Source organism: Pseudomonas sp. DTU12.1, assembly GCF_009873475.1.
GTDB lineage: Bacteria > Pseudomonadota > Gammaproteobacteria > Pseudomonadales > Pseudomonadaceae > Aquipseudomonas > Aquipseudomonas proteolytica.
Genome location: NZ_CP045254.1, coordinates 3,966,474 through 3,986,016, shown reverse-complemented (window position 1 = coordinate 3,986,016; position 19,543 = coordinate 3,966,474). Strand labels below are relative to the sequence as shown.

Below are 19,543 nucleotides of genomic sequence, written 5' to 3'. Positions count from 1 at the left end.
AATTATCGAATTACAATAATTTTTTCCAAAAAATTAATGGCGCCCTCTGCATCCTTAAACGTTCGGGGTAGGAATCAAATCGAGTCACAGGGCAATCAGGCGCTCACCCAATCGGCCGTTATCGGCCAGTTCGAGGAACTCATCACCCAGCCGCTGGCTTTCACTCATTGCGGTTTGCCAGTACTGATTGCGTCGGGCGTCATCCCCCACAAAGCGCTTGAAGTCGCTGCGATCTGGCAATTTGCCGTAGGGCAGGCGAGCCAGGTACTCCCGTGAGGGCGCCAATAGCAACACATCCTGCAAACCCTGGGGATTGCTGCGCCGCCACGGCAGGCCCTTATCGAACCAGCCGGGGATGACCCGGTCGGTGAAGTGCGGGTACAGCACGATGTCATCGCCGTGGTAGGGCAGGTCGAGGTGGTAGTCCAGCAGGCCGCCATCGCGATAGGTGCCGGCACCGGCGCCCGGCAGGTCGCGCACGCCTTGCATGACCATGGGGATCGAGCCGGACGCCAGCAGTGCCTGGCGCAGGTTGCCCAGTTCCAGGTCGAGGAAGCGCGAAGGGAAATCCTTGAGCGGGTGCAGCGGCGGCGCCTGGCGCGGGTCGTGGATGATCAGTCGCTCAAAATGCCGGGACAGCCGCGCACGGCCACGCAGGTTGTCGGCGATTACCGAGGACAGGCCCAGGCCCAGGCGGCCACGGTGATCGTCGGCCAGCAGGCCATGGCTTTTGACGACCACGATATTCAGGCGATAGTGCGGGTTATCCAGCAGCGTCGCATCGCGCCCGGCCAACAGGTCATCGAGCATGCGCTGGCAGCTCTGGCTGACTTCGGCCATGGTCACACCCTTGGCAAAGCGTTGCTCGTTGTACAAGCGACCAAGGTCGAGCAGGCCTTGTACAGGGTCTGGCAGGCAGGCGCTGGCAAAGCGCCAGGAACCGATGCAGGCACCGATCAGCGAGCGCTCGCGGGGCGCGCGTGCCAGCCAGTCACCGAACAACGCCAGGTCCAGGCCCTGTATGCCCAAGGCCTTGGGGCCCCCGGCTGCGCCGGGCAAAATTCCTACGTCGGCAGGCTGCAGGCCTTGTTCGCGAATGCGTGCAAAGGCGCGCTGGCCAGCCTTGAGCGTCAGGGCTGGAAACTTGATGTGGATGGCGGTCATACCGATCTCTGTGCAGGCGAGCAGGGCAGTATAGGAAATCTTCCCGGGGGCCTGGCAAGGTGTTGTGGGACAATTGCCATGGTGGCAATTCAGTTTCAGTTAAGTTGCGATCCGTACTGTAGGGAGCGTAGGCAAAACATCCTGAAATGGAGAATCATCATGAAATACCTCACAGCCGTTATCGCCGCCAGTATCATCGCCCTCACCACCGGCCTGGCCCAGGCCCGGGACCTGGGACCGGATGAAGCGCTGAAACTGCGTGACGCTGGTACCATCCTGTCGTTCGAGAAGCTCAACGCTGCCGCCCTGGCCAAACATCCCGGTGGCACTGTGCATGAGACCGAGTTGGAGCAGGAGTACGGCAAATACATTTACCAGGTTGACCTGCGCGATGCCCAGGGCGTCGAGTGGGACGTGGAATTGGACGCTGTCACCGGGCAAGTTCTCAAGGATCATCAGGATACGTAATGAAGGTAAATCTACGCACCGGCAGTCGACTGGCGCTGGTGCTCCTGGCCTTTTGCTCGGTGGTGGCTGCCCGAGACCTCAATCAGGACGAAGCCCTGGCGCTGCGCCAGCAAGGGGTGATCCTGTCCCTTGAGCAACTGCTGCAGCAGGCCATGGCGCGGCATCCCGGGTCCCGGTTGCTGGAGGCCGAGCTTGAGAGCAAGCACGACCGCTACGTCTATGAAGTAGAGCTGGTGACCACCGATGGCGTGGTTCGGGAAATTAAACTGGACGCGACCACGGGCGCGCTGCTTAAAGACGAGGAAGATGACTGATGCGCCTGCTTCTGGTGGAAGACCACGTGCCCCTGGCCGATGAATTGCTGGCCGGGCTCAAAGCCCAGGGGTACGCCGTGGATTGGCTGGCGGACGGTCGTGACGCGGTGTATCAGGGGCGTAGCGAGCCGTATGACCTGATCATCCTCGATCTGGGCTTGCCCGGGTTGCCGGGGCTTGAGGTGTTGAGCCAATGGCGCGCCGCCGCCCTGGCGACCCCGGTGTTGATCCTCACCGCCCGTGACTCCTGGGCCGAACGCATCGAAGGGCTCAAGGCCGGAGCCGACGATTACCTGAGCAAACCGTTTCACCCCGAAGAGTTGTACCTGCGCATCCAGGCGTTGTTGCGCCGCTCCCATGGCCAGGCCAACCAGCCGACGCTGCAGGCCGCCGGCCTGCATCTGGATGAAGGCCGCCAATGTGTGATGCGCGACGGTGCCGAGGTGCAACTGACCGCTGCCGAGTTCCGTCTGCTGCGCTACTTCATGCTGCATCCCGAGCAGATCCTGTCCAAAAGCCACCTGGCCGAGCACTTGTACGATGGTGAAACCGAGCGCGACTCCAACGTCCTCGAAGTGCACGTCAATCATCTGCGCCGCAAGCTGGGGCGTAGCGTGATTGAAACCCGGCGCGGCCAGGGTTATCGCTTTGGCGCCAGCCCCACGTGAGGTCGATCCAGCGGCGTTTGAGCCTGGGGCTGATCAGCGTGATGGTGATCGTCGGCCTGGTGCTGGCGCAAACCAGCCTGTGGCTGTTCGAAATGGGTTTGCAGCGCTACCTGGAGTCGGGCCTGCGCAACGACAGTGAAAACCTGCTGGTGGCCCTGGTGCGTGGCCCCGGTGGCGTGCAACTGGATGAACAGCGCTTGTCGCCGGCCTATCAGCGGCCGTTCTCCGGGCATTATTTTCGTATCGACTTCAGCGACAACCACTGGCGCTCCCGCTCCCTGTGGGACCAGGAACTGCCGCAGCTGCCCCAGGCCGGCCTGCAGGGCAATCTGCAGTTGGGCCCGGAAGGCCAGCAATTGCTGATACTGCGCTCGGACTACAAACGGTTTGGCCAGGCGATTTCCATCAGCGTGGCCCAGGACTACACACCGGTGCGCGAGAGTTTTCGCCTGATGCGCCAGGTCGGCCTGGTCCTGGGGATGGCGGCGTTGCTGCTGATCCTGCTGCTGCAACGGGTCACTGTGCGTCGGGCCCTGCGCCCGCTGGAGACCGCCCGCGAGCAGATCGCGCAGTTGCAGCAAGGCCAGCGCTCGCAACTGGACACCCAGGTGCCGGTGGAACTCGAGCCGCTGGTGGCACAGATCAATCACCTGCTGGCCCATACCGAAGACAGCCTCAAACGCTCGCGCAACGCCCTGGGCAACCTCGGCCACGCCTTGAAGACGCCCCTGGCAGTGCTGTTGAGTGTGGCGTCCAGCGAGCAGCTCAAGGACCAGCCGCAATTGGCCAAGTTGTTGCGCGAGCAGTTGCAGCAGGTGCAGCAACGGCTCAACCGCGAACTCAACCGCGCGCGCCTGGCCGGTGAAACCCTGCCCGGCGCACTGTTCGACTGCGACAGCGAACTGCCAGGCCTGCTGGCGACCTTGAACATGATCCACGGCGAGCACCTGGACCTGAGCTACCACGTACGCCCCGGCCTGCAGCTGCCTTGGGACCGTGAAGACCTGCTGGAGCTGCTGGGCAACCTGCTGGACAACGCCTGCAAATGGGCGGATGCCGAGGTGCGCGTGAGCATTGACGAGGCGCCCCATAGTTTTCAGCTGCGGGTCGAGGATGACGGGCCGGGGATTCCCGAGGCTCAGCGTAGCCAGGTGTTCAGCCGAGGCACTCGCCTGGATGAGCAGACCGATGGCCATGGCCTGGGGTTAGGGATCGTGCGGGATATCGTCGAGGTGTGGGGTGGCACTTTGCAGTTGCATGAGAGTGAGTTCGGCGGCCTCAAGGTGCTGATCGAGTTACCCCGACGCCAGGGCTGATGGCACTTTGTTTTCGATTTGTAGGGATTTGCAACAAGGCTTTTCCTTGTAACGCCTGGCCACAACCATTTCGCTTATAACAGCCACCTGGCTGACCATGCCGAGTGTTTTTTTCGCTCAAGGCATGGTGTCTGTCAGAGCACTTGCCAGCCGGGCACTCGCTTGCTCGGTACCTAATAAGAAAGATAAAAGGTGACTCCCATGCGAATGACCAAGCGTTTCAGTGTGTTTGCTGCTGCCGCAGCCTTTGCCACAAGTACTGCAGCACTCGCCGCCCCCACATTTATCAACGTGCTGACGGGGGGTACCAGCGGCGTGTATTACCCGATCGGCGTGGGCCTGTCGCAGCTCTACAGCAATGGCATCGAAGGGTCGAAGACCTCGGTGCAGGCCACCAAGGCGTCGGTAGAAAACCTCAACCTGCTACAAGCCGGTCGCGGCGAGCTGGCCTTTGCCCTGGGTGACTCGGTAGCCGATGCGTGGAATGGAGTCGAAGAGGCGGGCTTCAGGGCCCCGTTGCAAAAACTGCGGGCGATTGCCGGCACCTATCCGAACTACATCCAGATCGTTGCCAGCCAGGAGTCCGGCATCACCACCCTGGCCGACCTGAAAAACAAGCGCATCTCCGTCGGTGCGCCGAAATCCGGCACCGAGCTCAACGCCCGCGCGATCTTCAAGGCGGCTGGCCTGAACTATGAAGACCTGGGCAAGGTCGAGTTCCTGCCTTACGCCGAGTCGGTCGAATTGATCAAGAACCGCCAGTTGGACGCTACCTTGCAGTCTTCGGGCCTGGGCATGGCGGCGATCCGTGACCTGGCCGCAACGATGCCGGTCACCTTCGTTGCCATTCCCCCAGAGGTCATCGCCAAGATCGACAACGCGGCCTACCAGGCCGGCACGATCCCGGCAGGCACCTACGACGGTCAGGCCAGCGATGTACCCACAGTGGCCATCACCAACCTCCTGGTCAGCCATGACGGCGTGCCCGATGACGTGGCCTACCAGATGACCAAACTCATGTTCGACAACCTCGATCGCCTGGGCAATGCCCACTCGGCCGCCAAGGATATCCAGTTGGAAGGCGCAGCGAAGGGCCTGCCGATCCCGCTGCATCCGGGCGCCGAGCGCTTCTATACGGAGGCAGGCGTCCTGTAGGCGGCAGGTGGGTGCTGTGTGCAGCACCCACCGCTGCGCGCATTTGCCTGGGCTGCGAATAAAACCTTCGTACATCGCGCATCGGGTTTTGTTGGTCTATCGACGTTGTAACGTGGGAGTACCCGCATGAGTGAGCAAGACCAAAGCCTCGCCGCCAATCCCAGGGATTGGCCCCGAGCACTGTTTTATGTCGCGCTGTTGTTTTCCGTGTTCCAAATCATCACCGCAGCCTTCCACCCGGTCTCCAGCCAGATTCTGCGGGCCGTGCACGTGGGCTTTCTGCTGCTGGTGGTATTTCTGTGCTTTCCGGCGCGGGGCAAGGCCCAGCCCTGGCAACCGCTGGCCTGGCTGTTGGGGCTGGCCGGGATGGCTACGGCGTTCTACCAGTGGTATTTCGAAGCCGCGCTGATTCAACGCTCCGGCGACCTGACCGGCAGCGACATGGTCGTCGGCCTGGTGCTGATCGTGCTGGTGTTCGAAGCCGCGCGGCGGGTGATGGGGATTGCCTTGCCGCTGATCTGTGCGCTGTTCCTGGCCTACGGCCTGTTTGGCCAGTACCTGCCGGGCGACCTGATGCACCGCGGCTATGCCATTGACCAGATCGTCAACCAACTGGCCTTTGGCACCGAGGGGCTGTACGGCACGCCGACCTATGTCTCGGCCACGTATATCTTCCTGTTTATCCTGTTCGGCGCGTTCCTCGAGCAAGCTGGGATGATCAAACTGTTCACCGACTTCGCCATGGGCCTGTTCGGCCATAAGCTCGGTGGCCCGGCGAAGGTGTCGGTGGTGTCGTCGGCGCTGATGGGTACCATCACCGGTTCGGGGGTGGCCAACGTAGTCACCACCGGCCAATTCACCATCCCGTTGATGAAGCGCTTTGGCTACAAATCGGCGTTTGCCGGGGGCGTGGAAGCGACCTCGTCGATGGGCAGCCAGATCATGCCGCCGATCATGGGCGCGGTGGCTTTTATCATGGCCGAGACGATCAACGTGCCGTTCTTCGAAGTGGCCAAGGCCGCGTTGATTCCGGCCATGTTGTACTTTGGCTCGGTGTTCTGGATGGTTCACCTGGAAGCCAAACGTTCCAACCTGTGCGGCTTGCCCAAGAGCGAATGCCCGAACCCCTGGGCCGCGGTGAAGCAGCGCTGGTATCTGCTGATCCCGTTATTCGTGCTGATCTACCTGCTGTTCTCCGGACGCACTCCGTTGTTCTCCGGCATGGTCGGCCTGGCACTGACCTCCATCGTCATCCTGGGCTCGGCGATCATACTGCGGGTGTCGTCCACGGCCCTGCGTTTGGTTTTCTGGATCGTCCTGGGCGTGCTGTGTGCGGGCTTCTTCCGGCTCGGTATCGGCATGGTGTTTGGAGTCGTGGCGCTGTTGGTGGCGGTGTGCTGGTTCATCAAGGGCGGCCGCGACACCCTGACAATCTGCCTGCATGCCCTGGTTGAAGGCGCACGCCATGCCGTGCCGGTGGGCATCGCCTGCGCGCTGGTGGGGGTGATCATCGGGGTGGTGTCGCTGACCGGGGTGGCCTCGACCTTTGCCGGCTACATCCTCGCTATCGGCCAGGACAATCTGTTCCTTTCGCTGGTACTCACCATGCTTACCTGCCTGGTGCTGGGCATGGGCATACCGACCATTCCCAACTACATCATCACCAGCTCGATTGCCGCACCGGCCCTGTTGGACCTGGGCGTGCCGCTGATTGTGTCGCATATGTTCGTGTTCTATTTCGGCATCATGGCCGACCTCACGCCGCCGGTAGCGCTGGCCTGTTTCGCGGCGGCGCCGATTGCCCGGGCAAGCGGCCTGAAAATCAGTCTGTGGGCGATCCGCATCGCCGTGGCCGGGTTTGTCGTGCCGTTCATGGCGGTGTACGAGCCGGCATTGATGCTGCAGGGCGACAGCCTGCTGGCGACCCTGTATGTGGTGGCCAAGGCGCTGCTGGCCATCGGTATCTGGGGCGCGGTGTTCACTGGCTACCTGCTGACCAGGCTCAGTGGGTGGGAGCGGGTGGTGGGCTTTGCCGCCGGTGCCAGTTTGATTCTGGCAACGCCGTTAAGCGATGAAATCGGCTTCGTCCTGGCAGCGCTGTTGATTGCGCAGCACTGCTGGCGTGCCCATCGCGCCCAGGTGGCCGCGGTGTGATCGGTTTGTGCCTGGGCTTGGCGGGGACGGTGTGGGCGCAGGTTCCCACGCCGGCCTTCACCCTGGCCTGGACGCATACGATCGAGAAAGTGCGCTGGGAAGAGGATTACCGCGTAACGCCTGCGGGGTTGGTGCTGGGGGAGGCACGGGTCAAGGGCTCGGGGGCCGGTATGGAGATTCCGGACGGCGCCCAACTGCGCGAGGGCAGCTGGCATTACCAGCGTCAGTTGCCCCCGTTGCAACCCCTGCGCTTGGGGCGAACCCCTGAGGCCGGGGATTATCAACTGTGTTTCAACCAACACTGCCAGTGGATGAGTACCTGGCTTGGCCCGCCACAGGCGAGCCAGCCGGCGTTGGAGCTCTGGAGTTGTGAGCTCGCGACGTACGGCGCCCAACCCAGTGCATTTCAAATTGCCATCAAACCCGGAACTGATCCATCAAGCCTTGTTGCTGATTGGCCAGGCTATTGAGTGTCTGGCTGACCCGGGCCGACTCATTGGCCTGACCCGACAGCGACTCGGTCACGTCGCGAATCGTCGCCACATTGCTGTTGATCTCCTCGGCCACCGCGCTTTGTTGTTCGGCAGCGCTGGCGATTTGCAGGTTCATGTCGCTGATCACCGTCACCGCATCGCCGATCTGGCGCAATGCCGTCACTGCCTGGCCGACCTGTTCCACACTGCCTTGGGCCTGGCGATGGCTGTTACTCATGGAGCTCACCACATCCTGGGTGCCGTTTTGCAACTGTTCGATCACCTGGCGGGTTTCTTCCACCGACTCCTGGGTGCGCCGCGCGAGGTTGCGCACTTCATCGGCGACCACCGCAAAACCACGCCCGGCCTCACCGGCGCGGGCAGCTTCGATGGCGGCGTTGAGGGCCAGCAGGTTGGTCTGTTCGGCAATCGCGCGGATCACTTCCAGCACAGAGCCGATCTGCTCGCTATTGGCCGCCAGGCCTTCGACCTGGGCCATCGCCGTACTCATATCGGCGGCAAGGTGGCCGATGCTGGTGGTGGTGCGGTCGATCACGGTCAGGCCTTCACGGGTGGCCTGATCGGCATCGCGGGCGGCGTGTGCGGCCTGGGCAGCGCTGCGTGCGACGTCCTGGGCGGTGGCGCTCATTTCGTGGGAGGCGGTGGCCACCTGGTCGACCTGGCGGTATTGCTGGTCCATGCCGGCACTGGTCTGGCTGGCAATCGCCGCCGATTGGTCGGCGGTGCTGCGCGCGTCCTGCACCGAGCGTTTGACCTCGGCAATGATCGGTTGCAGCTTGTCGAGGAAACGGTTGAACCAACTGGCCAGTTCACCGAGTTCGTCGCGCTTGTCGTAGGCCAGGCGCCTGGTCAGGTCGCCTTCGCCGCTGGCGATATCCTCCAGCATACGGGCCACGCCGAGGATTGGCCGGGTGACGCTACGGGCCATCAGCCACACCAACAGCAAACCGACAATCGCGGCGAGCAAGCCCAGGCCCAGTTCCAGCAAGGTGCCTTTGGTGTTGTCGGCATCCAGTTCGGCCTTGAGGGCTTGGGCGGGGCCGATCAGGACTTGTTCCGGCACGTCCAGTAACACGCCCCAGGACTTGCCATCGGGAATTGGCTGGAACGGCGCCAGCACCTTGAGTTGCTGGCCGGTGCGCAGGCTGTAGGTTTGGGTACTGTTGGCCATGGCACTGATCAGTTGTGCGCCGCTGGTGGTGTCGACGCTGTCCAGGCGCTGGCTGAGCTTGCTTGCATCCGGGCTGTAGCCGGCGAGCAAACCTACCGGGCTGATGATGCTGACCTTGGTCTGGCCGTCATACAGCTTGCGGCTGGCATTCTGGCTGACCGCCTGCAGGCTGTTGAGGTTGATGTCCACCGACAGCGAGGCGATGACTTTGCCATTGACCGTGAGGGGGAACACGATGCTGGTGAGCAACACGTTTTGCCCGTCGATCACATAAAAGTACGGTTCGATCACGCACGGTTTGAGGGTAGTGCGCGGGCAGGTGAACCAGGTGTTGGCCTTTTCGCCGCTGGGGCCGACGCTGGTGTCGGACATGTCGCTTTCCGGCAGTGCCATCGAGGTCAGCTTGCCGGGTGTCGGCTGCGACCAGTACAGGGCGAAGCGGCCCTTCTCGTTACTGCCCAGCTCGTCCTGGCCGGTAAACAACTCATCCTTGCCATCCAGGGCATTGGCTTCGAACACCAGGGAAAGGCCCAGCAGGTCCGGATTGGCCTGCAGCGCGGCCTTGACTTGGCGCGTCAGGTCTTCACGCAAGTCAAAGGCATCAAGGAAGCGCTTCTCGGCCTGTTCCCGCAAAAACAGCACCTGGCGCGAAAAACCATGGCCGTACTGGTAAGCGTCCATAAACTGTTGGCGGATGCCCAGCGCCTGGACTTCCCCCTGGGCTTCGATGCGCGATTGGGCCGCGACATTGAGCATCTGCGTGCTGGAGGTCTGGACCCTATGTGAGCTCTGATCCATGCGATACAGCGAAAGACCCACTAGCAGGGTCACGATCCCCAACAGACAAAGGCCGGCGAGGAGGGTGATTTTCCATTGAATGGACAGCTGCCTGAGCGACATGGAGATCTTTTAACCTTCGTTACGACAGAGATGATCCGTTGTATCGGCCGCCCGGTTTTTTTCTTTATTCATACGATCAATTGAATTCTGTTTACGACGTCGCGCTTTGACATGGCGTGTCGGCTGCTGCAAAGTGCGCGCCCTCTAATAAAACTCCTTTTCTGCGTGTGCCGTGGTCGCCATTTGGCCAGGGTGCCGGCGCGTGTTGTTTTTATGTTTCTGTCCTGAGGTAACCATGATTAACGCAGTAATCGCCGCGGTCGGCACCATGCTCGTGCTGAGCCTGTCCCGCGTGCATGTGGTCATCGCGATCATCGTCGGCGCCCTGGTCGGCGGCTTGACCGGAGGTCTTGGCATCGACGCGACGCTCAGCGCATTCAACAGCGGCCTGGGCGGCGGCGCCACGGTGGCGCTGTCTTACGCATTGCTCGGTGCTTTCGCCGTGGCGATCGCCAAGTCCGGCCTGGCCCACGCCCTGGCGGACAAGGCGCTGCTGCTGGTGGATCGCCAGGAAGCGACGGGCGGCAGTCATGTCAAATGGCTGCTGATCTGCCTGCTGGGTGCGGTGGCGATTGCCTCGCAGAACATCCTGCCGATCCATATCGCCTTTATCCCGCTGCTGGTGCCGCCTCTTCTGTATGTGCTGACCAAGTTGCAGATTGACCGGCGCCTGATCGCCTGTGTCATGACCTTTGGCCTGATCACCCCGTACATGTTCCTGCCGGTGGGCTTCGGCAACATCTTCCTCAACCAGATCCTGCTGGCCAACGTCGCCAAGAGTGGGGTGGATATCAGCCAGGTCAATGTGACCCACGCCATGGGCATCCCGGCGCTGGGCATGGTGTTCGGCCTGTTGGTGGCGGTGTTTATCAGCTACCGCAAGAAGCGCGTCTACGACCTGGAGAAAATCGAGCGGGTCGAGCAAGTGGCGGTGCAATACAACCCGCTGACCCTGCTGGTAGCCGGGCTGGCCATTGCCTCGGCGTTTATCATCCAACTGTGGCTGGACTCAATGATCATTGGTGCCCTGGCGGGTTTCCTGATCTTCTCGGTGTCGGGCATCGTGCGCTGGCGCGACACCGATGACCTGTTCACCGAAGGCATGAAGATGATGGCGATGATCGGCTTCATCATGATCGCGTCCTCCGGGTTTGCCGAAGTGCTCAAGGCCACCGGCCAGGTGCAGACGCTGGTGCAGGCCTCTGCGGCGTTTATCGGCCATAGCCGTGGCGTGGGCGCGCTGTTGATGTTGCTGGTGGGGTTGCTGGTGACCATGGGGATCGGCTCGTCGTTTTCCACGGTACCGATCCTGGCGGCGATTTTCGTGCCGCTGTGTGTGCAACTGGGCTTCAGCCCCCTGGCCATTGTCTGCATCGTCGGCACCGCTGGCGCCCTGGGCGATGCCGGTTCGCCAGCGTCGGACTCCACCCTGGGACCGACCTCGGGTTTGAACATCGACGGCCAGCACCACCATATCTGGGACACCGTGGTCCCGACCTTCCTGCACTACAACCTGCCGCTGCTGGTGTTCGGCTGGTTTGCCGCGATGACCCTCTGACCTCTCCTGTAGGAGCGAGCTTGCTCGCGAAGGATTCAAGGGCACCGCGTCCATCCAGGATGCCGGTGTTATTGCCGACGATTTTCGCGAGCAAGCTCGCTCCTACAGTTTTTTCTCTCAGGGCCGTTAACCTGTTAACGCTGCCCTATAAGAGAGAAGATCCATGCGTCTGAGTCTGAAGGCCAAAGTCCTGTCCCTCGCCGTACTGCCGGTGTTGTTGTTTGCCGTGGTCATCAGCCTGACCACGGTATGGATCCTCAAGGAACAGGCGCGCAGCGAGGTGGCTGAAACCCGCGAGCGGCTGCTCAACAATGCCAAGGCCACCCTGCAGAGTTACGTGGAAGTGGCGATGACCACCATCAAGCCGCTGTACGACGCCGCCGCTCCTGGCGATACGCAGGCGCGGGCGCAGGTGGTCAAGCTGTTGTCCAACACCACCTACGGCAAGGACGGATATTTCTTTGGCTACGACTCCGAGACCATCCGCCTGTTCAAGGGCAATAGCCCCGATGGCGTGGGCAAAAGCTTCAAGGACAACCGTGACCCCAACGGCGTCTACGTCAACCGCGACCTGGTGAAGGTCGGCAAGGACGGCACCCACTACCTGCAATACAGCTCGACCCAGCCGGGGCAAACCGAACTGGTGCCCAAGCTTGGCTACACCGAATACTTGCCCAAGTGGGACATGGTGATCGGTACGTCGGTCAACCTCGACGGTATCGATGCGCTGGTCAGTGAGGTGGAAGCCAAGGTCAACGAACGTATGGAAGGGGTGTTGTTGAGCATCGTCGGTATCGCTGTGGTCCTGCTGTTGCTGATTGCGGCAGTGGGCATGGTGCTGGCCAATACCATCCTGCGCCCCTTGCACCTGATGAAGGCCAACCTCGACGACATCGCTGCCGGCGAGGGTGATTTGACCCGCCGCCTGGCAATCACCAGCCAGGACGAGTTGGGTGAACTGGCGGGTTCGTTCAACCGGTTTGTCGACAAGATCCATGGCTTGGTGCGCCAGATCACCGACATGACTTCGCAACTGACCGGCCTGGTCAGCCAGGTATCCGAGCAGGCCCACCGTTCGGAACAGGCCATGGAGCGCCAGCGCCAGGAGACTGACCAGGTGGCCACGGCGATCAACGAAATGTCGTCTGCCGCCCATGAAGTGGCCCGCAGTGCCCAGGGCGCCGCGGTGGCGGCGCAGCAGACCGACGCCGAAGGCCAGGCCGCCAAACGCGTGGTGGATGGCAGCATCGCGCAGATTCATGCACTGGTGAATGACATCCGCAGCAGCGGCGTGTCCCTGGACAGCCTGCAACAGGACGTATCGTCGATTGTCAGCGTGCTCGGGGTGATCCGCTCGATTGCCGAGCAGACCAACCTGCTGGCCCTCAACGCCGCCATCGAAGCGGCCCGCGCCGGTGAAGCCGGGCGTGGCTTTGCGGTGGTGGCCGATGAAGTGCGCGCACTGGCCAGCCGCACCCAACAAAGCACCCAGGAAATCCAGGGCATGATCGACCGCCTGCAAAAGGGCACCGAGGCGGCTGTGGAATCCATGCGCCGCTCCAGCGATGCCGGCGACGGCACCTCGGCCCAGGCCAATGAGGCCGGGGCGTCCCTCGATACCATGGCGCAGTTGATCGGCACCATCAACACGATGAACGCGCAGATCGCCAGCGCCGCGGAAGAGCAAACCGCCGTGGCGGAAGAGATCAACCGCAGCGTGCATCAGATTGCGGTGGCAGTGGACAGTGTGGCGGACGAGACCCAGCAGGGCGCGCAGACTTCACGCAGCCTGGCGGATCTGGGGCAGCGATTGGGGCAGTTGGTGGGGCAGTTCAGGATCTGACCTGGCAATTGCGGTGCTTGTTCTGGCCTCATCGCGAGGCCCGCTCCCACATTTGACCCTGTTCACAGACCAAGTGTGGGGGCGGGCCTCGCGATGAGACCCTCACAGATACCTATACATCCCGCATCAACAACCCAAACCCGATATCCATCTCCAACGGCACCGGCACATACACCGTGTGCCCATCCCCCGGCGCCACCTCGATCGCCTCGCCCTTGGCGTTATGCATCCTCCCCAAGTCAAAATGGAAATTCCCCGCCGGGGTCATCAACTCCAGGTGGTTGCCCAGCGCAAAGCGGTTCTTCACCTTGACCTCGGCCAGTTCCCCGCGCCGCTCGCCGGTCAACTCGCCGACAAACTGCTGGCGCTCGGAAACCGAGCTACCGTTCTGGTAGTTCTGGTACTCGTCATGCACATGGCGGCGCAGGAAGCCTTCGGTGTAGCCGCGCTGGGCCAGGGATTCGAGATTGGTCATCAAGCCACGGTCGAACGCGCGCCCGGCCACGGCGTCATCAATGGCCTGGCGGTACACCTGGGTGGTGCGTGCCACATAGAAGTGGGATTTGGTGCGGCCCTCGATCTTCAGCGAGTGCACGCCCATCTGCGTCAGGCGCTCGACGTGCTGTACCGCCCGCAGGTCCTTGGCGTTCATGATGTAGGTGCCGTGCTCGTCCTCGAAGGCCGGCATCTGCTCATCGGGGCGGTTGGCCTCCTGGAGCAGGAACACCTGGTCGGTGGGCGCGCCAAGGCCCAGGGTCGGTTCGGGCTGATACTGCTGGACGATATCGCCCACGCTGTTTTCGACGGCGGGGCTGGCCTGGTACTTCCAGCGGCAGGCGTTGGTGCAGGTGCCCTGGTTGGCATCGCGCTTGTTCATATACCCCGACAACAGGCAGCGCCCGGAATAGGCCATGCACAGTGCTCCATGCACAAACACTTCCAACTCCATGGCCGGCACTTGTTGGCGGATTTCGGCGATTTCTTCCAGGGACAGTTCCCGCGACAGGATGATCCGGCAGATGCCTTGCTGTTGCCAGAACTCGACGCTGGCCCAGTTCACCGTGTTGGCCTGTACTGACAGGTGGATCGGCATCTGCGGGAAGTGCCGGCGCACCAGCATGATCAAGCCGGGGTCAGACATGATCAGCGCGTCCGGGCCCATGGCGATCACCGGTTCCAGGTCCTTGAGAAAGGTCTTCAGCTTGGCGTTGTGCGGCGCGATGTTGACCACGACATAAAAGCGCTTGCCCTGGGCCTGGGCCTCGGCGATACCCAGGGCCAGGTTGGCGTGGTCGAACTCGTTGTTGCGCACCCGCAAGCTGTAGCGCGGCTGGCCGGCGTAGACCGCATCGGCGCCGTACGCAAAGGCGTAGCGCATGTTTTTCAGGGTGCCAGCGGGGGCGAGCAATTCGGGAGCGAGGACAGGGGGCATGGGGATTCAGGTCGCAAAAGGGCGGCAGGGTAGCCGAGCCGGGCCGGGCGCTTATTGATCTGGGTCTACGCTGTAGAAATAAAGATGGCACTCGCCGGATGCGCGGTGGACTAAGCAACAGGGCGCGCTGGGCGCCCGGCGTTTTTCTGGTACGGATCGGACATGAACCAAACGAATCTGCAATTCAAAACCCTGCTGTTGCTGCTGGTCGTGGTGACTATCGGCTTCTTCTGGATCCTGTTGCCGTTCTATGGCGCGGTGTTCTGGGCGATCATCCTCGGGATCATTTTTGCGCCCATGCAGCGGCGCCTGCAGCTCAAGTTTGGCTGGAACCGCAACCTCACGTCGCTGTGCACCTTGATGGTGTGCCTGGTGATCGCGATTTTACCGGTGATCATCACCAGCGCCTTGCTGGTGCAGGAGGGGGCGACGCTGTACAAGAACGTCGAGAGCGGCAAGCTGGATGTGGCGGGCTACATCGAACAATTCAAGAACTTCCTGCCGCCGTACTTCCAGCACCTGCTGGACCGCTTCGGCATGGGCAACCTGGAGGGCCTGCGCGAGAAAATCGTCAAGGGCGCGATGCAGGGCAGCCAGTTCTTCGCCAGCCAGGCGTTCAGCTTCGGCCAGGGCACCTTTGATTTCCTGGTGAGCTTTTTCATCATGCTGTACTTGCTGTTCTTCCTGCTGCGCGACGGTCCCGAACTGGTGCGCAAAGTGCGCACGGCAGTGCCGCTGGCCGAGCCGCAGAAGCGTCGCCTGCAACTGAAATTCAACCGCGTGGTGCGCGCAACCGTCAAAGGCAATGTGCTGGTGGCGGTGACTCAGGGCGCACTGGGTGGCCTGATCTTCTGGTTCCTGGACATTCCCAGCGCGTTGCTCTGGGCGGTATTGATGGCGTTCCTGTCGTTGCTGCCTGCGGTGGGGGCGGGGATTGTGTGGGGGCCGGTGGCTGCGTACTTCCTGCTCAGCGGTTCAATCTGGCAAGGGGTGGTGCTGGCCTTGTTCGGGGTATTTGTGATTGGCCTGGTGGACAATGTGCTGCGCCCGATCCTGGTGGGCAAGGACACCAAGATGCCGGATTACCTGATCCTGATCTCGACCCTGGGCGGGCTGTCGGTGTTCGGCCTCAATGGCTTTGTCATCGGCCCATTGATCGCCGCACTGTTTATCTCCAGCTGGGCGCTGTTTGTCGAGACCAAACCCCGGGTGCGGCTGCCATTGCCCTAGGCTGAGAAGCAGTGGGCCATCTTGCGGGACAGGGCCTGGGCGTCGGGCAACGAGGCCAGGGGCCCGCTGATGGCTTCACCGTCGCGTACCAGGTACCAACAGGCGAGCAAACCCAGTTTGCGCAGGGGGCCGGGGACGGCACTGCCAACGACGGACATGATCTGGATAGTGGGCATATGTACCTCCATTGCTGATGGAGTTCACCTTACGGCGGCCGAGCGGCGAGGGAAAATCACCCTGCTCGATAGTCAACATCACTGCCATCGAGGCTGCGCCGACAGGGCTCAGTCCACCACCTGGTCCAGCATGTGCAGCACTTCTTGTTCATTGAGCAGGCCCTTGTGGACCAGGTTTTCTGCGAGCAACGAGAGAAACTTGGCACTGCGGTGGCCTTCAAGGTGCTTGAGTTCAGTCAAGGCGCTGTAGACCTTGCTGGAAGTGCAGAGGCCGGCGGTGCGGTGCGGGTTTTGTGTGGGCATGCTGGGGCGTCCTTGTTGTTATGACCTGTTATGGGGGACCGTTTCGATAGTGAGAGTGCCGCGTGACACAAACATGACAGCGCGCCCCCCGGTTGGGCAAGTACACTTTGGCCTTAATAATGTCGGATTTAACCGTCGGCGATGTCTCCATAACGACCCCGGCGAGATTTATTCAGACCCTGCACCCACAAAAAAGCCCCGCCTGGAATGCGGGGCTTTATATACCGGGCTTACCAGCCGCGCCCGTAATAGCCTCGGGGCGGGCCGTAGTAGCCACGTGGTGGCCCGTAATACACCGGCGCCGGGCGGTAATAAACCGGCTGCTGCACGTACACCGGTGGTGGCTGGTAATAGACCGGTGGCGGTGCGGCATACACCGGCTGCGGCTGGTAGTACACAGGTTGTTGCTGCACATACACCGGCCGATCATGGCTGGCGATCACTGAACCCACCACGGCTGCGCCGACAACTGCACCCAAAACGGCCGGGCCACCCCAACCACCACCATGGGCGGAGGCTTGGCCGGCTACAGCAAGTGCACCGATCAGCAAGGCGATCCTGGGGATTTTACGCATCATGGTCTTTCCTCGGTTGGCCCCTGCGCTTGTGGTCTGAGACTCAAGGATTGTCGCGGGGATACTTTTAAGACAACGTATTTCAGCAAAACAGCACTGCAGCTAGGTAAAGGTTGTGTAAGGTCTGTACCGATTTGCTTACTTGAAGAGGAGTTACCGATGCTGATGAACCCCAACAAGGACACCCAGTTGTGCATGTCGTTGTCGGCCCGCCCGGGTAATTTCGGCCTGCGCTTTCATAACCATTTGTATGAGCAGTTGGGGCTGAATTTTTACTACAAGGCTTTCAGCAGCCAGGACTTGAACGGCGCTGTAGCCGGGATCCGCGCCTTGGGCATTCGTGGCTGTGGGGTGTCGATGCCGTTCAAGGAAGCCTGTATCGAACTGGTGGATGAACTCGACGACTCGGCCCGCGCCATCGCCTCAATCAACACCATCGTCAATACCGCCGGCCACCTCAAGGCCTACAACACTGATTACATCGCCATCGAGCAACTGCTGCAAAAGCACGCGGTGCCCAAGGACTCGACCTTTGCCCTGCACGGCAGTGGCGGCATGGCCAAGGCCGTGGCCAGTGCCTTGCGTGATGGTGGCTACGCCAATGGCCTGATCGTTGCTCGTAACGAAGGAGCAGGCCGGGCCCTGGCGCAGAACCTGGGGTATGAGTGGCAGGCGACATTGGGTAACGCGCGGCCGCAGATGCTGGTCAACGTAACGCCCATCGGCATGACCGGCGGCGCCCAGGCCGAGGACCTGGCATTCGAGGCCGACGCCATTGATGCGGCAGAGACTGTATTCGATGTGGTGGCGATCCCCGCCGAAACGCCGCTGATCGTGCGTGGTCGGGCCCAGGGCAAGCGGGTGATTACCGGCCTGGAAGTGATCGCGATCCAGGCACTGGAGCAGTTCGTGCTGTACACCGGCATCCGCCCGACGGATGAGCAGTTCCAGAAAGCCGTAGCGTTTGCCCGACAGGGCTAAGGGAGGCCTTGTAGGAGCCGGCTTGCCGGCGATGGCGGCAAGGGCCTCATCGCCGGCAAGCCGGCTCCTACAAAGGGGCGGTTATTCGAGGCGTGAGAGGCGTTCTTCCAGCGCCGCAATCCGCGCCTCCAGCTCCTCGATGCGCTCCAGAGAAACCCCGCTGCCAGCGCTGCTGCGCTCCACCGGGCTGCCACGGGCGGCCAGGATCGCCTCGATATCCGCCGGGTCACCCAGGGAGTGGGTGTAGCGGTCCTCACGCTGGCCGGCTTGCTTGGGGACCAGCACGGCAAGGTCGCGGGCGATCAGGCGTTCGAGTTGGTGTACCACCTGCTCGGCATCTTCAAAGTCATGCATGCGCCCGCTGCGGGTCAGCAATTCATTGACCGTCTGCGGGCCACGCAGGAACAACAGGCCAGTAAGAATCACCTGCGCCGGCACCAGTTCCAGGGCCTTGTCCACCCGGTGTTCCCAGCGGTCGGCACGGCTGCCCATCACCAGTTTGGTAAACCCCTGGCCTTCCAGGGCCCGCAGGCTCTGGCCAACCTGGCCCTGGCTGAGGTTCATCACAGGTTCCCGGCTGGTTTTCTGGTTGCAGGCCAGGACCAGGGCATTGAGGGTCAGCGGGTAGGTTTCCGGGTTGGTGGCCTGCTTTTCGATCAGGCAGCCCAGAACACGGATTTCCGTGCTGTTGAGGCGCGGCTCGGAGGAGGTGGTGTCGTGCTCGGCGGTCATCGCGCTTTCCCTATGCAGTGAACCCACTAGCCTAATCCCGAAAAAATAAAAGACAAGCAGCGCTCATGTCTATAATCGCGGCTGTTAAAACCCTGCCACCACTGTCGAGACTGTCATGACTATTTCCCTGTACGCCGCTTCCCTTCCGGTCTTCAAGCAAATGCTCAATGCTTTGAGCGATGTGCTGAACAAGGCCGAGGCCCACGCCACCGCCAAGAACATCGACCCAAACGCCTTGCTGCAAGCGCGCCTGTTCCCGGACATGTTCCCGCTGGTGCGCCAGGTGCAGATCGCCGTGGATTTTGCCAAGGGCGTTTCCGCGCGTCTGGCCGAGATTGAAGTGCCGAAATACGAAGACAATGAAGTCACCTTCGCTGACCTGCAAGCGCTGATCGCCAAGGTGCTGGCGTTCATCGACACCATAACCCCGGCGCAGATCGATGGCAAAGAAGGCATCGAGATCGTCACCCGTCCGGGCACCCCTAAAGAGAAGCGCTTCAGCGGCCAGTCCTACCTGCTGACCTATGGCCTGCCGCAGTTCTTCTTCCACGTCACCACCGCCTACGCCTTGCTGCGTCACAACGGTGTGGAAGTGGGCAAGCGCGACTATATGGGCGCGTTCTAATTACTGAGTAACACCGCAAAACAAATGTGGGAGCTGGCTTGCCTGCGATGGCCATGAGTATCTACACAACTCGCTCTTCCGGGTATGTGTACATATCCGTTGCCGCGGTCGCGGCGGGTATGGGTTCCGCCCTTACGGCGGCTCACTTTTGAACAGCGCAAAAGTAAGCAAAACGCTCTTGCCCCACCACTCGGTGCCTCGCCTAGGCTCGGCATGCCCGCAGTCAGGCATTGCTCCGTGGGCCCGCCGCGATCGGCCATCCATGGCCGTGTCGCGGCTACCCC

Annotated in this window: 18 protein-coding genes and 2 pseudogenes; 13 read left to right on the top strand and 7 right to left on the bottom strand. The window is 61.8% G+C overall.

Annotated features, from left to right (window positions below; all coding sequences use genetic code 11):
- Positions 1-84 precede the first annotated feature (84 nt).
- A complete protein-coding gene (locus GDV60_RS17415; RefSeq protein ID WP_159908226.1) occupies positions 85-1,164 on the bottom strand; it encodes a patatin-like phospholipase family protein in 1,080 nt (359 codons plus the stop codon).
- A gap of 159 nt (positions 1,165-1,323) precedes the next feature.
- Here GDV60_RS17415 and GDV60_RS17410 point away from each other — a divergent pair, with 159 nt between their 5' ends.
- The 7 genes and pseudogenes from GDV60_RS17410 to GDV60_RS17380 all read left to right on the top strand — a co-directional run.
- Positions 1,324-1,632, top strand: coding sequence for a PepSY domain-containing protein (locus tag GDV60_RS17410; protein ID WP_029296650.1), 309 nt, complete (start codon positions 1,324-1,326; stop codon positions 1,630-1,632).
- Positions 1,632-1,946 carry a PepSY domain-containing protein gene (locus GDV60_RS17405; RefSeq protein ID WP_029296649.1) on the top strand — a complete coding sequence of 105 codons (315 nt, stop codon included), beginning with the start codon at positions 1,632-1,634 and terminating at the stop codon, positions 1,944-1,946. Before GDV60_RS17410 ends, GDV60_RS17405 begins: the two co-directional genes overlap by 1 nt.
- Positions 1,946-2,614, top strand: a complete 669-nt coding sequence (locus tag GDV60_RS17400; RefSeq protein WP_029296647.1) for a response regulator transcription factor — start codon at positions 1,946-1,948, stop codon at positions 2,612-2,614. Before GDV60_RS17405 ends, GDV60_RS17400 begins: the two co-directional genes overlap by 1 nt.
- Positions 2,611-3,930 carry a sensor histidine kinase gene (locus GDV60_RS17395; protein WP_070995558.1) on the top strand — a complete coding sequence of 440 codons (1,320 nt, stop codon included), beginning with the start codon at positions 2,611-2,613 and terminating at the stop codon, positions 3,928-3,930. Before GDV60_RS17400 ends, GDV60_RS17395 begins: the two co-directional genes overlap by 4 nt.
- A 201-nt stretch (positions 3,931-4,131) precedes the next feature.
- Complete coding sequence (locus GDV60_RS17390; protein ID WP_133715041.1) at positions 4,132-5,085, top strand: TAXI family TRAP transporter solute-binding subunit; 954 nt, start codon at positions 4,132-4,134, stop codon at positions 5,083-5,085.
- A gap of 126 nt (positions 5,086-5,211) precedes the next feature.
- Complete coding sequence (locus tag GDV60_RS17385; protein ID WP_159908225.1) at positions 5,212-7,239, top strand: TRAP transporter permease; 2,028 nt, start codon at positions 5,212-5,214, stop codon at positions 7,237-7,239.
- Positions 7,236-7,622, top strand: a pseudogene (locus GDV60_RS17380) (DUF1850 domain-containing protein); the annotation flags it as partial. The gene GDV60_RS17385 and the pseudogene GDV60_RS17380, both read left to right, overlap by 4 nt.
- Positions 7,623-7,656: 34 nt before the next feature.
- Here the strand turns inward: GDV60_RS17380 and GDV60_RS17375 are convergent.
- Positions 7,657-9,804, bottom strand: coding sequence for a methyl-accepting chemotaxis protein (locus tag GDV60_RS17375; protein ID WP_159908223.1), 2,148 nt, complete (start codon positions 9,802-9,804; stop codon positions 7,657-7,659).
- A 238-nt stretch (positions 9,805-10,042) separates the two neighbouring features.
- Here GDV60_RS17375 and GDV60_RS17370 point away from each other — a divergent pair, with 238 nt between their 5' ends.
- From GDV60_RS17370 to GDV60_RS27125, 3 genes and pseudogenes are all read left to right on the top strand, one after another.
- Positions 10,043-11,362: a Na+/H+ antiporter family protein gene (locus GDV60_RS17370; RefSeq protein WP_166647879.1), complete on the top strand. Its 1,320-nt coding sequence runs from the start codon at positions 10,043-10,045 to the stop codon at positions 11,360-11,362.
- A gap of 163 nt (positions 11,363-11,525) precedes the next feature.
- Positions 11,526-12,347, top strand: a pseudogene (locus GDV60_RS27130) (cache domain-containing protein); the annotation flags it as partial.
- A 36-nt stretch (positions 12,348-12,383) separates the two neighbouring features.
- Positions 12,384-13,205 (top strand): methyl-accepting chemotaxis protein, encoded by an 822-nt coding sequence (locus GDV60_RS27125; protein WP_371923830.1) that lies wholly within the window; start codon positions 12,384-12,386, stop codon positions 13,203-13,205.
- A gap of 112 nt (positions 13,206-13,317) precedes the next feature.
- Here GDV60_RS27125 and yegQ read toward each other — a convergent pair whose 3' ends face one another.
- Entirely contained in the window at positions 13,318-14,637 is a 1,320-nt protein-coding gene (yegQ, locus tag GDV60_RS17360; RefSeq protein WP_029296634.1) for a tRNA 5-hydroxyuridine modification protein YegQ, read from the bottom strand.
- 162 nt (positions 14,638-14,799) lie between these two features.
- Between yegQ and GDV60_RS17355 the strand changes: the two genes are divergently transcribed.
- Entirely contained in the window at positions 14,800-15,867 is a 1,068-nt protein-coding gene (locus GDV60_RS17355; protein WP_133715037.1) for an AI-2E family transporter, read from the top strand.
- Here GDV60_RS17355 and GDV60_RS17350 read toward each other — a convergent pair.
- The 3 genes from GDV60_RS17350 to GDV60_RS17340 all read right to left on the bottom strand — a co-directional run bounded on the left by GDV60_RS17350 (position 15,864) and on the right by GDV60_RS17340 (position 16,924).
- Positions 15,864-16,043, bottom strand: coding sequence for a hypothetical protein (locus GDV60_RS17350; protein ID WP_029296629.1), 180 nt, complete (start codon positions 16,041-16,043; stop codon positions 15,864-15,866). The two genes, GDV60_RS17355 and GDV60_RS17350, sit on opposite strands and share 4 nt — an antisense overlap.
- A 108-nt stretch (positions 16,044-16,151) precedes the next feature.
- Positions 16,152-16,346 carry a hypothetical protein gene (locus tag GDV60_RS17345; protein WP_029296627.1) on the bottom strand — a complete coding sequence of 65 codons (195 nt, stop codon included), beginning with the start codon at positions 16,344-16,346 and terminating at the stop codon, positions 16,152-16,154.
- A gap of 230 nt (positions 16,347-16,576) precedes the next feature.
- Complete coding sequence (locus GDV60_RS17340; RefSeq protein ID WP_029296625.1) at positions 16,577-16,924, bottom strand: hypothetical protein; 348 nt, start codon at positions 16,922-16,924, stop codon at positions 16,577-16,579.
- A 156-nt stretch (positions 16,925-17,080) separates the two neighbouring features.
- Here GDV60_RS17340 and GDV60_RS17335 point away from each other — a divergent pair, with 156 nt between their 5' ends.
- Complete coding sequence (locus tag GDV60_RS17335; protein ID WP_159908222.1) at positions 17,081-17,902, top strand: shikimate 5-dehydrogenase; 822 nt, start codon at positions 17,081-17,083, stop codon at positions 17,900-17,902.
- Positions 17,903-17,983: 81 nt separating this feature from the next.
- On the opposite strand, the gene GDV60_RS17330 is transcribed toward GDV60_RS17335, so the two are convergent.
- Positions 17,984-18,634 carry a YceH family protein gene (locus GDV60_RS17330; RefSeq protein WP_029296621.1) on the bottom strand — a complete coding sequence of 217 codons (651 nt, stop codon included), beginning with the start codon at positions 18,632-18,634 and terminating at the stop codon, positions 17,984-17,986.
- Positions 18,635-18,749: 115 nt separating this feature from the next.
- On the opposite strand from GDV60_RS17330, the gene GDV60_RS17325 reads away from it, so the two are divergent.
- Positions 18,750-19,259: a DUF1993 family protein gene (locus GDV60_RS17325; RefSeq protein WP_029296619.1), complete on the top strand. Its 510-nt coding sequence runs from the start codon at positions 18,750-18,752 to the stop codon at positions 19,257-19,259.
- The last annotated feature ends 284 nt before the right edge of the window (positions 19,260-19,543 follow it).

What these genes read in the sequence shown, in the direction of transcription:
- GDV60_RS17415 (WP_159908226.1), bottom strand. Translation starts at nt 1,164, where the DNA reads ATGACCGCCATCCACATCAAGTTTCCAGCCCTGACGCTCAAGGCTGGC.
- GDV60_RS17410 (WP_029296650.1), top strand. Translation starts at nt 1,324, where the DNA reads ATGAAATACCTCACAGCCGTTATCGCCGCCAGTATCATCGCCCTCACC.
- GDV60_RS17405 (WP_029296649.1), top strand. Translation starts at nt 1,632, where the DNA reads ATGAAGGTAAATCTACGCACCGGCAGTCGACTGGCGCTGGTGCTCCTG.
- GDV60_RS17400 (WP_029296647.1), top strand. Translation starts at nt 1,946, where the DNA reads ATGCGCCTGCTTCTGGTGGAAGACCACGTGCCCCTGGCCGATGAATTG.
- GDV60_RS17390 (WP_133715041.1), top strand. Translation starts at nt 4,132, where the DNA reads ATGCGAATGACCAAGCGTTTCAGTGTGTTTGCTGCTGCCGCAGCCTTT.
- GDV60_RS17385 (WP_159908225.1), top strand. Translation starts at nt 5,212, where the DNA reads ATGAGTGAGCAAGACCAAAGCCTCGCCGCCAATCCCAGGGATTGGCCC.
- GDV60_RS17375 (WP_159908223.1), bottom strand. Translation starts at nt 9,804, where the DNA reads ATGTCGCTCAGGCAGCTGTCCATTCAATGGAAAATCACCCTCCTCGCC.
- GDV60_RS27125 (WP_371923830.1), top strand. Translation starts at nt 12,384, where the DNA reads ATGACTTCGCAACTGACCGGCCTGGTCAGCCAGGTATCCGAGCAGGCC.
- yegQ (WP_029296634.1), bottom strand. Translation starts at nt 14,637, where the DNA reads ATGCCCCCTGTCCTCGCTCCCGAATTGCTCGCCCCCGCTGGCACCCTG.
- GDV60_RS17355 (WP_133715037.1), top strand. Translation starts at nt 14,800, where the DNA reads ATGAACCAAACGAATCTGCAATTCAAAACCCTGCTGTTGCTGCTGGTC.
- GDV60_RS17350 (WP_029296629.1), bottom strand. Translation starts at nt 16,043, where the DNA reads ATGCCCACTATCCAGATCATGTCCGTCGTTGGCAGTGCCGTCCCCGGC.
- GDV60_RS17345 (WP_029296627.1), bottom strand. Translation starts at nt 16,346, where the DNA reads ATGCCCACACAAAACCCGCACCGCACCGCCGGCCTCTGCACTTCCAGC.
- GDV60_RS17340 (WP_029296625.1), bottom strand. Translation starts at nt 16,924, where the DNA reads ATGATGCGTAAAATCCCCAGGATCGCCTTGCTGATCGGTGCACTTGCT.
- GDV60_RS17335 (WP_159908222.1), top strand. Translation starts at nt 17,081, where the DNA reads ATGCTGATGAACCCCAACAAGGACACCCAGTTGTGCATGTCGTTGTCG.
- GDV60_RS17330 (WP_029296621.1), bottom strand. Translation starts at nt 18,634, where the DNA reads ATGACCGCCGAGCACGACACCACCTCCTCCGAGCCGCGCCTCAACAGC.
- GDV60_RS17325 (WP_029296619.1), top strand. Translation starts at nt 18,750, where the DNA reads ATGACTATTTCCCTGTACGCCGCTTCCCTTCCGGTCTTCAAGCAAATG.